This is a genomic window from Bacteroides sp. B1-V-101 (genome assembly GCF_023656585.1).
Classification (GTDB): Bacteria; Bacteroidota; Bacteroidia; order Bacteroidales; family Bacteroidaceae; genus Bacteroides; species Bacteroides thetaiotaomicron.
This window is the reverse complement of record NZ_JAMOKH010000002.1, coordinates 228,416-243,257: the sequence shown is the minus strand read 5'-3', so window position 1 is coordinate 243,257 and position 14,842 is coordinate 228,416. Positions and strand designations below refer to the sequence as shown.

Sequence of the window (14,842 nt, the reverse complement as noted above, 5' to 3'; positions counted from 1 at the left end):
TTATAAATGATTAGTGATAAGATGATTAGCAATACTTTCTCCATTGGGGCCGACTAAAAAGTCGGTAGTATCCGCATTCTCCTCCTTCGGGAAGGAGGAGTACCCACAGGGGGAGGTGGTAGTTATTTTACGCTTCTTCGCCACCTCTCTAATCTCCTCTACAATCTGTGATGGATTCTCAAACACTACCCTGTTTTCAAAACGAATCACCCAAATATCTTTCTCGTTAATAAGGAAACGGGCACGGGTATCAGCATAGTCCATAGCTTCTGATGTTGAATGCACTTCTCCATCCAATTCTATATCCAACCGAAGTTTCGGACAATAAAAATCAAGAATATAAGAGCCGACACTATGTTGCCGGCGAAACTTAAGTCCGTCAATTTGCTTATCCTTTATCAATTTCCAAAGAGTGGCCTCAGCTGAAGTACTACAGTTACGTAAGTTCTTGCGAGCTGATTTATTCTCAGGTTTATTCATTATATCTTGCATAAGATAGTTCCATTTTATGTTTTTACCTACCATCCCGGCTTTCAGCCAGGGGGTGACTAGAAAGTCGATTCTATCTCTATTCTCCTCCTTCGGGAAGGAGGAGTGGTCGCAGACCGAGGTGGTAGGAGAAATAATGTTTGTTCCTATTTCTTTGTAAATGATAGATTTATGCATTCACCTACCACCTCCCCCTACGGGTACTCCTCCTTCCCGAAGGAGGAGATTTAAGATACTGCCGACTTTTTAGTCAGCCCTAATTGGAGATACTATTGACTGACTTATGAATCAAACTCTGTTTTGACTGTGTCAGACCAAACTATCAGTCATTAAACAAGGTTTTCTGGCTGCTATAGAGGCTCCTTCCCAAATGCTTATAGGCAAGCTCCGTCACTTCACGTCCACGAGGAGTCCGTTTCATAAAACCTTCTTTGATCAGGAAAGGTTCATATACTTCCTCGATAGTGCCCGCATCTTCGCCCAAAGCGGTAGCAATGGTTGTCAGACCGACAGGACCGCCTTTAAACTTGTCTATGATGGTACAAAGTATCTTGTTGTCTATCTCATCCAAACCATACTTGTCGATATTCAACGCTTCCAGCGCAAACTGAGCTATTTCCGTATCGATAGAGCCGGAACCTTTCACCTGCGCAAAATCGCGTACGCGACGAAGCAAAGCATTGGCAATACGGGGCGTACCACGACTTCGGGAAGCAATCTCCGATGCCGCCCGCACCGAACAAGGTACGTCCAGTATGGAAGCTGAACGCCGGATGATATTACTCAGAATATCATCGTCATAGTACTCTAAATGCAGATTAATACCAAAACGGGCACGAAGTGGAGCCGTCAGCAATCCGCTACGGGTGGTTGCACCGACCAGCGTAAACGGATTCAGGTCAATCTGAATACTGCGTGCCGAAGGTCCCTTATCAATCATGATATCTATCCGGTAATCTTCCATGGCCGAATAGAGATATTCTTCTACCACCGGCGATAAGCGGTGAATTTCATCGATAAAGAGCACGTCGTTCGGTTCGAGACTCGTCAAAACTCCTGCCAGATCGCCCGGTTTGTCGAGCACCGGACCGGAAGTTACTTTAAAGCCTACTCCCAATTCGTTAGCTATAATATTGGAAAGCGTTGTTTTACCCAATCCGGGAGGCCCGTGCAGCAGAACGTGGTCGAGTGCTTCGCCACGCAGACGTGCCGCCTTCACAAAGATGCGAAGGTTTTCCACCACCTTATCCTGCCCGCTAAAGTCTTCAAAGCTTAACGGACGGAGCGCATTTTCAAAATCCCGCTCCCGTGAAGTCAGCTGATGTTCGCGTATGTTAAAATCTTCTTGTTCCATTTTCTTCTTGAAATGTAGGAGACAAAGATAGAGAAATCCATTCATTTTCGATATAAGAAAGAATAATAAAAACCTCCGGCCATTATCCATTTCTCTTTTCCAAGAGGAATTATGAAGAATAAATCTCAAAATCGATGCGATGATAAGATGCCATTCAGTCTTCTTTCGGTGACTTCATTCCCTGATAACAAGGGGATCATTTTCGATTTTACCAAAGCGCAATTATTCTCATCACGGTGAGAATACTCTGAGAATATAGCAACCTGCATCTGGCTGTGTATAAACACAATAACAAGTAATTGCTTTCCGCTTTTCCCCTGCTATTTAATAACCATAAAAGCCTCTTCTTCCTAAAAATACCGTATTTACACATTCTTTTCTTAAGCAACGCATCATTCTATTGAAGAATAGAGTGAAAAAGTACACAAGACCGGTTTCGGTCTTCTACTCTTTTGCCCGAAAACAATTAGTTTATTTAAAACGTAATAACTACTTTTGCACCATCTATATACACGCAATCGACTATGGTTCTAAATTATATCTGGATAGCATTCTTCGTTATCGCCTTCATTATCGCCCTGATAAAAGTAATTTTTCTGGGAGACACGGAGATATTTACAGCTATCATGAACTCAACTTTCGACTCTTCGAAAACCGCTTTCGAGATATCTCTGGGACTGACCGGAGTACTGGCCCTCTGGCTCGGTATCATGAAAATCGGAGAGAACAGCGGACTGATCAATGCACTCGCCCGCTTTCTGAGTCCGGTACTCTGCCGCCTGTTTCCGGACATTCCCAAAGGGCATCCGGTATTGGGTTCCATCTTTATGAATATGTCCGCCAACATGCTCGGACTCGACAATGCTGCCACCCCATTGGGGCTCAAAGCGATGAAAGAACTGCAGGAACTGAACCCGAAGAAAGATACGGCTTCCAATCCGATGATCATGTTTCTGGTTATCAATACTTCCGGCCTCATCATCATCCCGATCAGTATCATGGTATACCGTGCGCAGATGGGGGCTGCCCAGCCTACGGATGTGTTTATCCCTATCCTGCTGAGTACTTTTATCTCGACTCTGGTCGGCGTTATAGCTGTCAGTATCGCCCAGAAGATCAATCTGATCAACAAGCCTATCCTGATATTGATGGGCGTTATCTGCCTTTTCTTCTCCGGATTGATTTATCTGTTTCTGAATATTTCGCGTGAGGAAATGGGCACTTACTCTACGCTGATAGCAAATATTCTTCTGTTCGGGGTGATCATCCTGTTTATTCTGACAGGGGTCCGGAAGAAGATTAACGTATATGATTCTTTTGTAGAAGGTGCCAAAGAAGGCTTCACGACAGCCGTACGAATCATTCCGTACCTGGTTGCCTTCCTTGTAGGCATTGCTGTATTCCGTACTTCGGGAGCGATGGATTTCCTTGTGGGAGGCATTGGTTATGTAGTCGGTCTGTGCGGAGTGGATACCAGTTTTGTGGGAGCATTGCCGACAGCGCTGATGAAGTCTCTCAGCGGTAGCGGTGCCAATGGGCTGATGATTGACACGATGAAAGAGATGGGACCGGATTCGTTTGTAGGCCGAATGAGTTGCGTAGTACGCGGAGCTTCGGACACCACTTTCTATATCCTTGCCGTTTACTTCGGCAGCGTCGGAATCAGTAAAACCCGGAATGCAGTCACCTGCGGCTTGATTGCAGACTTCTCCGGTATTATAGCCGCCATCTTAATCAGTTATTTATTTTTCTTTTAAAGCATAGACTCAATTATGGCTGTAACTTATCAAACCGAAGGCGTCAAGATGCCTGATATCAAAAAACGGGAAACAACAGAATGGATAAAGAATGTAGCTGCCTCTTATGGAAAAAGACTCGGTGAAATCGCTTATATCTTCTGCTCCGATGAAAAGATTCTGGAGGTAAACCGACAATATCTGCAACACGATTATTACACGGATATCATTACTTTTGATTATTGCCAGGGTGATCGTCTGTCGGGCGACCTGTTCATCAGCCTGGATACGATACGCACCAATGCCGAGCAATTCGGGGCAGCTTATGATGATGAACTACACCGGGTTATTATTCACGGTATTCTTCATCTCTGCGGTATCAATGACAAAGGTCCCGGGGAAAGGGAAATTATGGAAGAGGCGGAGAATAAGGCGTTGGCAATGCGATAGTCGGCGATTCAATAAAAGCCATTGACCGGATAAAATGAGCACCCCGCCACAATCACTGCGACGAGGTGCCCCCAAGTATCTAAGAGAGATAGTTATTGTTCCGTTAACGCTTGCTTTATTTTAAAGACAAGACTTTGATAATGTGCCCGGGTAGTAGCATCACCCGTATTTACTTTGCTTCGCAGCAAACTATAGCTATCCATTACCTTCTGATAAATAGCCGGATTCTTAACCATATCCACACTTCCGAGCGGATTAAGTTCAAAGCCGGCTTTCGTCCAATCGACATTATCCGTAAGCAGTTGTTTCTCAACTTCATTCAAGTCTTTAAATGAGAATGGAGAAGATTTTTGTTTCAGCATCCCTCCTTCTTTCAACAACTTTTCCACATAAGTAATTTGCAGGTTACGGTCGTACATATTCAACCGGGCACCGGATATAGTTTTCTTCCACACAAAATCATAAATATCATCCATATACTCAGCAAAGGTATAAGCCTGTTTGGGATATAACTCCTCGTACAAAACAAGACTGGATGTAATGTATGTGAAGAACAAACGATTCATAATGATTGACTGCAAAGTACTTGGCGAATAAGTCGGACCAGTATACTCAATCACCTTCTTGTCAAGTACCCATTCGGGTAGTTCCATCATAGTTTCCATAATAAACTTCAATGCCTCCTTCTGTTCTGCTTTCGGCACAAAACGGATAACAGGCTTTTCGCTGTCCCGTCTCGGCTCATCAAAGTAAATTCCACCGATGGACACCATGGCATGCAGTAAGTAGCGTTGCATCTGCATAATCACTTCCTGATATGATTCCGTCAGGCGTTCATATTGATGATCATCTTCATAGGTCCATTCCGGCAGGTTTTTCATGATAAGTTTCAGATTCTTTAGGCCATATCTTCCTGCCTTCACAGCATTATCACCCAAATCCTCAGATTTACAAGAAGGATCGACCTCATTAATAAAAGGCTGCGGACCGTATTTGTACATCGGATCATTCTCTTTCTCTTTGATCCACTTGTTCAAAGTAGCTTTCTCCTCTTCAGGAGATGCCGCATCAAATATAGGTTTATATCCCCATTTGATGGCAAACTTATCATATACACCCAAAAGCGGAGGAGTCAGAGCAACTCCTTTGTCTTCCGGCTGAGCTACATAATTATAGCGCGTATAGTCCATGATGGACGGAGTGGTACCATACTTCTGAGTGAAAGTGGCCGAACGGAGCGAATCTACCGGATACGAATAAGATGCACCGAAGTTATGCATCAGTCCCAGGGTATGTCCGATCTCATGCGCTGCTACATAACGTAACGAGCTTCCCATCGTCTCGTCATCAAACACTGCCTTGCGTACTTTGGGGTCAACGGTAGCAGTCTGAACAAACCGCCAGTTATGCAACAACTTAATGATATTTGAATAAAACAAGACGTCGCCCTGAATGATTTCACCCGAACGAGGATCGGCACAGGAAGGTCCCATTGAATTTTGTATCGGAGTGGTAATCATTCGGTAGCAGCTATAACGAATATCATCCGGATCAAAGTTCGGATCATCCTTCGGATAGTCTTTCGCTACAATCGCATTCTTAAATCCTATTTCCTCAAACGCAACCTGCCAGTCTTCTATTCCTTTCTTTATGTAATCTCTCCACTTGTCGGGGATAGCAGTATCAACGTAATATACAATCGGCTTCTGAGGTTCCACCAACTCACCTTGCTTATAACGTTCCAAGTCTTCTGGTTTTGGTTGCAAATCCCATCGGTTGATGTAAGTAAGCTCTTGCAGACCATCTTTCTTTTCAGTATAAAACCGCTTGCTTTCATCAAAATAACCGATACGCGAGTCACCATAACGGGGACGCATAATTTCCTCCGGCAGCAAAATAATATTACGCGTCATGGTTACAGTGAACGGTCCTCCGTCAACAGTATAACTCATCAGCGTCTTGATGTTTATATTCAGCGGAAAACACTTCATTCCCAGAATAGTCGATTTGGAAGAAGCAAGACTTCCCTTCAGTGCTTTTCTCTTCATCAATACATCCATTATATTTTCCGAACGAAATGGGCTGAATTCGGGTACATCCGTTATGAAAAGCGAACTCATATCGATGACATATGCTGAAGAGTCCGGTGAAAGACTTTCTATCTTATATGCTTCCCAAATAGGGTCTGAGAAGTTGCGCTGAAAAGCAGCATACATATTGGAAGTGGTATCACACAAATTGCGCACCATCTTTTTGTGCATGTAGATTTTCTTTTTATCTGCCGAGAAAGTTACCAGTACCGGATTGCGTGGCATTTGTCCGGCAGCTATATCTTTATTGTTACTGGTACTCGATACTCTGGACGCAATCATAAAATCGCGTCCCATCAAGTCTTTAGGTATTTCGAAATAATACTTATCCTTAACGATGTGTACCTTAAACATGCCATCAATCGTCTTGGCTCCTTTCAGTAGTTTTTTGTATTCGGTCATACTACTCTTTGTGGAATCTTTTGCCGCCGGCTGCTCTGTTTCCGCTTTTGCTTTCTTCTTTTTCTTTTTAAAAATCTGACTTTCGGCATTAGCAGTTACCGCTCCGGCAGTTAATGCTCCTACAAGTAATAAGGTGAAAATTTTGTTCATATCATGTTGTTTTTAAGTTCTATAGTTCCAGTTTGGACAGATCGAATCCGTTTTCAAGCATAGCTTCCCGAATCACATCATACTTCTTCTTCATTACCGGATATTTATCGCAGATTTCCTGAATCTCGGCAGGAGTTTTCTCAAAGACGAAATTCATCCATTGCGCAAGGTCTTCACTCTTTAAAGGAGCATAAATGGAATTAAAATCCGGCCAATCTTCATCAATATAGGAGTTCTCAGAATAAGTAATCACCCCATACTTATAAAAATCGATTTCATTAGGGTCCGTTCCTTTAAAACGATACCAGTTCGGGTCGTACAATTTCGGTTCAACTTCTTCACTAGCTTCATAAAAAGCATCTGAAATAGTAAACAATCCTCTGACTTCCGACATATACTTTGCCCAAAAGCTGGCATTCACATCTGCTCTGATTTTCACAAACTCCTCATCGGTCATTGTTTTCAGAGAAGATGATACATTACCTAAGGCTATAAAGCTGCTACTAGCATAGCAATTCATGATGGTTGTCTCACCATAAGAGGCCATCCGGACCTCTTCAGATAACAATATAGAAAAAGGTAAATTCTTCTTTAAAAAACTATCCGAGTACAAATTCAATAATACCTTTTGCAAAAACTCAATCCCTTCATCAATAATCTCCTGCTTTTGTTCGGGAGCAGTTATTTTAATTCCGTTATTCGCTGTAAAGTTGAATTTATAATCAGCCTCAGTCGGATTGGTTATAATCACAGTCTGATATTTCTGATAAAACTGGTATATAAAATGCTGTGTCGGATCTGACAGGTCATCTGTCAAAATGTTATATTTATCCGGTTGCTCAGGAACGATTAACGCATCTTCATGATAACAAGAAGACATACCTGCCAACATACAAATTAATAATATAAGTTTCTTCATAATCGATCAATTATTAACAGGTTCACTATTCGGACGGTCGAATATTTCTATTTCCGTATTTCTCTCTCTTTCGCTCTTAGGAATCGGCAATACGTATGAGCCTTTCTCTTTCAGTTCGAAGACATCTCCTGCTCCCTCGTTCTCCTTTGAACTGTAAGTATGCGTAAGAGGAGGGCAGCCATATCTGCGCAAATCAAACCAGCGGAATCCTTCAAACGCCAGTTCTCTACGGCGTTCCTTACGTACGGTTGCTACAATTCCGTCTTCATCAACAGCTAACGGCGGAGTTCCCGGTTTCATACGATTTTCACGGAGCTCATTTAAGTCAGCAAGAGCCTTGTTCGTATTGCCAAGTTCAGCAAAAGCCTCAGCACGATTCAGATAAGCTTCCGAAATACGTAAGGCGTTGGCATAGACTGTAGCAGAATTTTTAGTCCACTTAATAGGTGTATAGACACTATACTGTTTGTTAGTAGGTCTGGTCTGGTTGCCGATTGTATTCTTGAAATAATTCGTAAGACGCAAATCATCTTCCGAATATAGCGCTAGCAAATCATCAGAAACCACCAAGTTCCCCGTATATCTGAAATCTTCTTTCATATGCGTCTCAAGTGATGTAAGTCCGTAGGATAACAAGATTTCTTTGTTAGCAAGAGAAAAGAAATAGTGATCCTTTTTTTCCTGAAGTTTGTAAAGTGGCTGAGTCGCGACCTTAAAGACCGAGTCACAATAAAGAATGGTCTCATCATATTTCTCCTGAAAAAGGGCAATACGTGATGCCAATAGATAAGCACTCGGCAAGTTAGGACGGAAAATAGTTTTCTCGCCTCCTATAGCTTTAAAACACTGGATAGCCTTATTAATGTCTTCTTCCATTTGGGCATAAACAGCTGCATTCGTGGCCCGCTTCATCATCTTATCTGATAAGCCGATTTCTTTATTGAGCGGTACACATAAGTCTTCATTTGCCGTAGCAGGATGATAAGGCTTTCCATACAAATTAGCAAGCATAAAATACGAGAAAGCCCGCATAAAATAAGCTTCACCTGCTAAATCCTGACGCTCCATATCCGTCCCGTTCATGGTATAAAGCTGGTCCAGTATAATATTAGTCATCAATATCTTATGATAATAGACTGTCCATGCAACATCCGGCGTTAGTTCATTTGAAATTCCCACTTCCGGGTTTCCCTGCCACGTATAATATGCCCAAACATATTCTCTGAAATCATTAGAAATGACTTGTGGTCTGGTTCCATAGTAACATTGGTCTTTCACATCGTCTGTCATATATTCCAGATAAGGATGAGGTATGTCTTTTTCATTCGTTTTCATTACCTCACCGAAGAACAGTTCCTTGTAATCCTTCACCGATCTGGGTATCATCAAATCTTGTGAACTTTCTTCCAAAAAGTCACTGCACGACGATAATGTGCAGATAAGCAATATGATATATAAATTATACTTTTTCATCATCATTCATTATTAAAGAGTAATATTAAAGCGAAGTGAGTAAGAACGCTGCGGTGGTACACTTCTTGAACCAAATCCAATCTGTTCGGGGTCTCTGCCCTTCAGCGCTTTATCTTTAATGACAAATACATTACCCATATCAAAGCTGACACTTGCTCCTTTCAGATAGACAGGTTTCAACCATTCACGTTTAAAATCATAGCGAATAGACATCGAACGGCATCTGAGGAAACTGCCTGAAACTACACGGATATCACTCTTATTATACATATCCCATCCATTATCCGCAATACGATAGGTCACATCCTTATCGTTGATCTGCAAACTCTTATCCGATAAAACCGGTATAATGGTTCTGTCTTCATCACCCGGCTCTCTCCAACGATTCACAAATTCACTGGACATATTCTGGTCCGGATAAGGAAGCCGCTGTCCGGAGGACTCATACAAATCGTTCAAGCGCATTTTATTACCAAAGCTGAATGAGAATAACGCATTAAATGTAATATTCTTATATTTCAAATAAGTAGAGAATCCACCGGTCAGATCGGGTTCACGTTTTCCGGAAAGAACAAAAGCACGGTCATACATCTCCTGCAAAGAATGAACCACAGCATTTCCTTCTTCATCTTTCTCATTAATATCCTTAAATGTAGGAAAACCCTGATCATCCAGTTTATCAAATTTATAAGAATAGAAACTATTTATCGCATTGCCATTGCTCACTAATGTTCCTGCGATATAGTCTTGCCAAGTGATCGCTGAGTTCCCGGCATTCAACACTTTATTGTAGTTTTTACCTGTATTGAATGATAAACTCCACATCCAGTCCCGGGTCTGAATTGGAACAAAAGAAACAGCCAAATCCCAACCTTTATTCTCAACATCACCATCATTAATGGAGACACTTGACGCACCTGTAGAAGGAGCTACGTTTTTCGTAACCACCTGATCTACTCCCTTTTTATAATATACATCAAGCGATCCATAGATTCTGTTATTCCAGAATGCCCAGTCGATTGCAATATTATACGAATTGGTTTTTTCCCACTTCAGTTTATTATTCGGCAGCTTATACAATGTTGAAATATACTCCTGTGGCATTGATTCCAATGTCCCCAAACTAGCAATCAAGTTAGGGGTCTGATCCGGATGCACGTTACCTTGTATACCGTATGAGGCACGAATTGCCAGATCATTCAGGAAGTCGACGTTTTTCATAAACTTCTCATTGATGACATTCCATCGTGTAGACACTGACCATATCGGCAGAAAACGAACGCTCTTGCTCTGGCCGAACTTATTAGAACCGTCAGTACGTATATTGAAGTTCAGAATATAGCGACTGTCATAAACATAAGCAGCCGTAGCATATAATGAAATCACATTATTCTTTGTATCGGTCACCACATCCGGATGACTCTTTACCAAAGCACCGTATCTTTTCCAGACTGTCGGGTCAATATCAACAAACTTTTTACCTCTTTCGGGCAAATAACCATATTGTGTAGAGCTTAATCCGTCATATTTTGAAGATCTGACTTCTTGTCCGATGCTTCCGGAAACTTCATGTTTTCCGAAACTTTGCATCAATGACAGGCTATTTCTCCATGTATAAGAAGTATTACGTGTATTGGTCGTCATCAACTCTCCTCCAAACGGAAGCAGACAATATCTTTCTGCAAATTCAGAATCTTCAATGGGATTCGGCAACATCTTCCCATAGGGACTTTGTCGCATAGAAGAAATATAATATGATTGTTCATCACCCCAGTTTTCTTGTGTCACGTTGCTTCTGGACAATCCTAATATAGATGAAAATCTCATCCATGAAGCAACCTTCCAATCCAGATTGACAGCTACATCTATAGCGGAATTATCATTCTTGTTTCCTGTATGATTCAGTTCGTTCATGATATTGTAAGACAATACTCCGTTACGTCCAGCCTCATTCGCATAAAAATACAACTCATTAGAAGCTGTCCGAAGTGGAATAGCCCGTGAAGTATTATAAGCATACTCATACACATCAATGGAAGTATGAGGATGTTCGGCTTTGGAAAGCGAACCGCTAACCTTTAATCCCAAATGTATATTCCGGTTAATTCTGGTATTTATTTTAGCCAGTACGTTATAGCGCTCTAACCCTTCTCCTATCGTCACACTGTTATTATTCGCATATCCCATGGACATATAATAATTACTCCGGTCATTTCCACCTGTAATGGATACCGAATGCTGATGTGTAAATGCTGTACGGAACAGCAAGTCATACCAGTCGGTATTTAATCCTTTCAGGGTCTTCACCTGGTTTAAGAATTCCTGATAGGTAATATCCTTATTCCACAGATGTTGCAATGCCCCTTCATAGCCAATATCCGAAGGTTTGTAACTTCCGAAAGATAATCCCCTCTCCTGCATTTCGATAGACATATCAATTCTGTCGGCAGAATTCATCCGAAACATTTTATCGTAAGTAGGAGGAGCTGTTATCCCCAATGTAGCGGTATACGAGATACTCGGTTTCTGGCTTTTTCCTTGCTTGGTAGTGACCACAATAACTCCATTGGCCGCTTTGATACCATAGATAGCAGTAGCACTGGCATCTTTCAGAATATCCACACGTTCAATATCTTCCGGATTGACCGAACCGATGGCATTTCCGATCAGATTTATCTTATCCGGACTGTTCAGTTCCTCTGTAGAGATATTGACAGGTTCTTCCAGAATAATTCCATCGACTACCCATACCGGTTCTCTATTTCCTGTAATAGAGGAAGATCCCCTGATTCTAATCTTAGGAGCAGCTCCCGGAGTAGATGACATATTCATCACAGCAACACCCGGCAGGCGTCCCTGCAACATTTTGTCGATAGACAGATACTCCCCACCAATCAGATCAGCTCCCTTTATAGAGGATATGGAGCTTGCCAACTTCCGTCTGTCAATCTCCTGATAACCTGTTACTACAACTTCATCGATTGACTTTACATCCGATTTCATCACGATTGTCATAGGTTTAGTACCGGCAACTTTTACTTCCTGTACAATCATTCCCAAATAGGAGACAATCAGGACAGGCTCTTTCTGATGGAATAAATTAATAGAAAATTTACCTTCATTATCAGTTATCGTCGAATGTTCCGTTTTAGAGAGTTTTATATAAGCTCCCGGCAAGGGCAACCCTCCCTCATCAACCACAACGCCCGTAGCCGTGCGGACATTCTCCTTAGGTTACTGATATACAATGGTTACAATATTTCCTTCTATCTCATAACTGTATCCGGTATTTGCCAGCACTTTGTTCAACACCTCACTGATAGGCTGACTATTGCTCTGAATAGTGATACGAGGCATATTCTTCACTTGCTCCGTACTATAAATAAAGTTCAAGCCAGTCTGTACTTTTACAGCATCAAAAAATTCTTTAACTGTTGCAGATTTAAGATCTAAGGATACCCTCATTGCATTAGATTGCGATGCAGCCAACACCGGTGTAAACAACAAGGAAATAATACAGAGAAACATGATAATGCGTTCTCGAGCTCTCTTTTTTTGCATGTCGTCCTCCTTTTTTAATAGTAGTTAATATGTTTATTTCTTTATAATTATGGTCTTCCCCTGTATTTCCATTTCCAGATAAGTCACCCGCTGTATCGCTTTCAATATAGGCTCTATTGAGCCGTAGCGATCAATATCTCCTGTAAAACGTATCTTCTTGGTATCTTCCGATTCGAATACGACATCTTTGTTGTACCAACGTGATATTACATTCATCAGACTCTCCAAAGAACAGTTATCAAAAACAAAACGTCCACTGTTCCATGCGATATACGGCTCGATATCCACTACGCTAATTTGTACATCTTGCGTATCAGCCTGAAGAACCGCCAATTCCCCCGGTTTTATTTTATATTCCCCTCCCTGATTAGGAAGCACACTTACAGAACCTTTCACCAGCACTACTTTCGTTATTCCGGGCACATGTGTATTTACATTGAAAGTTGTTCCGTACTGCTTGACCACTCCATTCGCCGTAATGACACGGAAAGGACGCTTGCTATCCTTGGCTACCTGAAAATAGGCCTCCCCATCCAAATAAACCGTGCGAGTGGTAGTACCAAAATGTGGTGGATATTTTAATGTCGTATTATAATTCAGATGCACTCTGGTTCCGTCTTCGAACGTCATCCAGAATTCACTGTCATCATAAGTACTCAACTTATTATTTTCTACAACAGGAACCTCTTCCGATTCATTCACATCAGTCTTAGGGACAGACGGCTGAGCAACAGGCACTTGTTCCACCGAATCCTGTAAAGGCTTAGCAGGCACTGATTTTAAATCCATCTTCTGTCCATTTACCAAAACCAGCGTTGCCTTTTGTTTACCCATCTTCTCCGACCGGATCATAGCAATACGAACTTCATCCGAAATCACCGGCTGAGAATCCATCAGCCTCAAAGTCCAAAACCATATTGCAAAACCGATTATCGGCAATAAGAAGATAGCCGCATACCGTCCTATTTTGATCCAACGAGCAGAGCGAATAGAGAAATGCTTTTTCTGAAATCTTTCCCAAGCACGTGCTTCATCTACCTGGGCAAACTGTTTATACCTGTCAATCAAACAAGCCTCACGCATCAGACGATCATAGTTCTCTCTATTTTCTTGAGAACTATCAAGCCATGACTGCAACTGTTTTTTATCTTCTTCCGAAGCGTATCCCAGCAACTGATCATGGATAATAGAATTTATACTTCTTTTACGCTTTATCATATTATTTCAGGTTATTTATAGTAAAGACGACTAAGAAGAAAAAATGAGGGACAGGATTCTGAAGTTTTTTTATTCAGAAGATACTTTATTTATTTAGAAGACCGTTCTTTTTGTACAATAATCAAGAAAAACAACGAACATTTTGTTCATTGCAAACAGGTGTTAACAAGTAAAGCGGATTGAGTGTTATGCTTCTTTTTAGGGAAGTAACATTTGTAATAATAGAAAATGATAGGAGCCTAATTTTTTTCTAAGGAAGGACATTGCTCTCTTCTTTTGAGTCTTCACAGTTTCAAGAGAAACATGGAGTGCAGTGGCAATCTCCTCGTTCTTCTTGCCTTCCATATACATCAAAAAAACTTCCCTGCATCGATCCGGCAGCGCATCAATTGTCTGAAGAAGCTGGCGATAGACTTCTTCACTAAAGAAGCCCTCTTCCTCCTCTTCCATCCTAAATGTAGTGGAATGACTATCAAGCATCTTCTGAAGATAGTTGCCTTCCACATCCTTATGTTTCAAATAATCCAAGGAAGCATTTCTGACAGAGTTATACAGATAAACCCTGAATGAAGCCAGAGACCGGAAAAACATCTTTTTCTCCCAAATAGTGGAGAATAACTCCTGGACAATATCTTCTGCAGATTCTGAATCTCCGACAATTGTTATTGCATAGCAAACCAATGCTTTATAATAATTCTTATAAAGCAGTCGGAAAGCAGCCGCATCCAACTTATTAATTTGTTCTATGGAAATCTCATTGTTAGTCATTTCGGGAGTTTTGCGCCAAAAATACAAATTAAATAATAATGTTCTATACAGAAAGACTGATATTTTTCTCTCAGGCAATCTAGTTGTATGGTACTTTCCAAAAGATATCCGCCTATAAAAGATTCACCCGGATTTACATTCGACAATGTAAACCCGGGTGAAAAATGCTCAATATTGCATAGAAGAAATCTTTAAAAATATCTCTTACAATATTGTTTTCATAGAGACAAAT

The 14,842-nt window shown here is 41.4% G+C and carries 10 protein-coding genes and 1 pseudogene; 2 read left to right on the top strand and 9 right to left on the bottom strand.

All coding sequences use genetic code 11. The features are described from left to right. Positions 1–666: an endonuclease domain-containing protein gene (locus NBH01_RS02595; protein WP_234140423.1), complete on the bottom strand. Its 666-nt coding sequence runs from the start codon at positions 664–666 to the stop codon at positions 1–3. 145 nt (positions 667–811) lie between these two features. Next, positions 812–1,843 carry a Holliday junction branch migration DNA helicase RuvB gene (gene ruvB / locus NBH01_RS02590; RefSeq protein ID WP_008762892.1) on the bottom strand — a complete coding sequence of 344 codons (1,032 nt, stop codon included), beginning with the start codon at positions 1,841–1,843 and terminating at the stop codon, positions 812–814. 524 nt (positions 1,844–2,367) lie between these two features. Between ruvB and NBH01_RS02585 the strand changes: the two genes are divergently transcribed. Further along, the gene (locus NBH01_RS02585) at positions 2,368–3,600 is read left to right on the top strand and encodes a spore maturation protein (protein WP_008762891.1); all 1,233 of its coding nucleotides are present in this window, start codon (positions 2,368–2,370) and stop codon (positions 3,598–3,600) included. Positions 3,601–3,615: 15 nt separating this feature from the next. Then, positions 3,616–4,029 carry an rRNA maturation RNase YbeY gene (ybeY, locus tag NBH01_RS02580; RefSeq protein ID WP_011108739.1) on the top strand — a complete coding sequence of 138 codons (414 nt, stop codon included), beginning with the start codon at positions 3,616–3,618 and terminating at the stop codon, positions 4,027–4,029. A gap of 92 nt (positions 4,030–4,121) precedes the next feature. On the opposite strand, the gene NBH01_RS02575 is transcribed toward ybeY, so the two are convergent. From NBH01_RS02575 to NBH01_RS02545, 7 genes and pseudogenes are all read right to left on the bottom strand, one after another. Beyond that, positions 4,122–6,671, bottom strand: a complete 2,550-nt coding sequence (locus NBH01_RS02575) for a zinc-dependent metalloprotease (protein WP_055219217.1) — start codon at positions 6,669–6,671, stop codon at positions 4,122–4,124. Positions 6,672–6,690: 19 nt separating this feature from the next. Next, positions 6,691–7,590 (bottom strand): hypothetical protein, encoded by a 900-nt coding sequence (locus NBH01_RS02570; protein ID WP_061473929.1) that lies wholly within the window; start codon positions 7,588–7,590, stop codon positions 6,691–6,693. Positions 7,591–7,596: 6 nt separating this feature from the next. After that, complete coding sequence (locus tag NBH01_RS02565; RefSeq protein ID WP_008767503.1) at positions 7,597–9,063, bottom strand: RagB/SusD family nutrient uptake outer membrane protein; 1,467 nt, start codon at positions 9,061–9,063, stop codon at positions 7,597–7,599. A gap of 12 nt (positions 9,064–9,075) precedes the next feature. Beyond that, positions 9,076–12,270 (bottom strand): annotated as a pseudogene (locus tag NBH01_RS02560) (SusC/RagA family TonB-linked outer membrane protein); the annotation flags it as partial. Positions 12,271–12,297: 27 nt separating this feature from the next. After that, positions 12,298–12,624, bottom strand: a complete 327-nt coding sequence (locus NBH01_RS02555; protein ID WP_250699958.1) for an STN domain-containing protein — start codon at positions 12,622–12,624, stop codon at positions 12,298–12,300. 33 nt (positions 12,625–12,657) lie between these two features. Next, on the bottom strand, positions 12,658–13,842 hold the full coding sequence (locus NBH01_RS02550; RefSeq protein WP_225693124.1) for a FecR domain-containing protein: 1,185 nt from the start codon (positions 13,840–13,842) through the stop codon (positions 12,658–12,660). Positions 13,843–14,040: 198 nt separating this feature from the next. Then, on the bottom strand, positions 14,041–14,610 hold the full coding sequence (locus tag NBH01_RS02545; protein WP_011108735.1) for an RNA polymerase sigma-70 factor: 570 nt from the start codon (positions 14,608–14,610) through the stop codon (positions 14,041–14,043). Positions 14,611–14,842: the final 232 nt, after the last annotated feature.

Bases quoted from the DNA above. Each gene is read 5' to 3' on its own strand.
- NBH01_RS02595 (WP_234140423.1), bottom strand. From the start codon at position 666: ATGCATAAATCTATCATTTACAAAGAAATAGGAACAAACATTATTTCT.
- ruvB (WP_008762892.1), bottom strand. From the start codon at position 1,843: ATGGAACAAGAAGATTTTAACATACGCGAACATCAGCTGACTTCACGG.
- NBH01_RS02585 (WP_008762891.1), top strand. From the start codon at position 2,368: ATGGTTCTAAATTATATCTGGATAGCATTCTTCGTTATCGCCTTCATT.
- ybeY (WP_011108739.1), top strand. From the start codon at position 3,616: ATGGCTGTAACTTATCAAACCGAAGGCGTCAAGATGCCTGATATCAAA.
- NBH01_RS02575 (WP_055219217.1), bottom strand. From the start codon at position 6,671: ATGAACAAAATTTTCACCTTATTACTTGTAGGAGCATTAACTGCCGGA.
- NBH01_RS02570 (WP_061473929.1), bottom strand. From the start codon at position 7,590: ATGAAGAAACTTATATTATTAATTTGTATGTTGGCAGGTATGTCTTCT.
- NBH01_RS02565 (WP_008767503.1), bottom strand. From the start codon at position 9,063: ATGAAAAAGTATAATTTATATATCATATTGCTTATCTGCACATTATCG.
- NBH01_RS02555 (WP_250699958.1), bottom strand. From the start codon at position 12,624: ATGCAAAAAAAGAGAGCTCGAGAACGCATTATCATGTTTCTCTGTATT.
- NBH01_RS02550 (WP_225693124.1), bottom strand. From the start codon at position 13,842: ATGATAAAGCGTAAAAGAAGTATAAATTCTATTATCCATGATCAGTTG.
- NBH01_RS02545 (WP_011108735.1), bottom strand. From the start codon at position 14,610: ATGACTAACAATGAGATTTCCATAGAACAAATTAATAAGTTGGATGCG.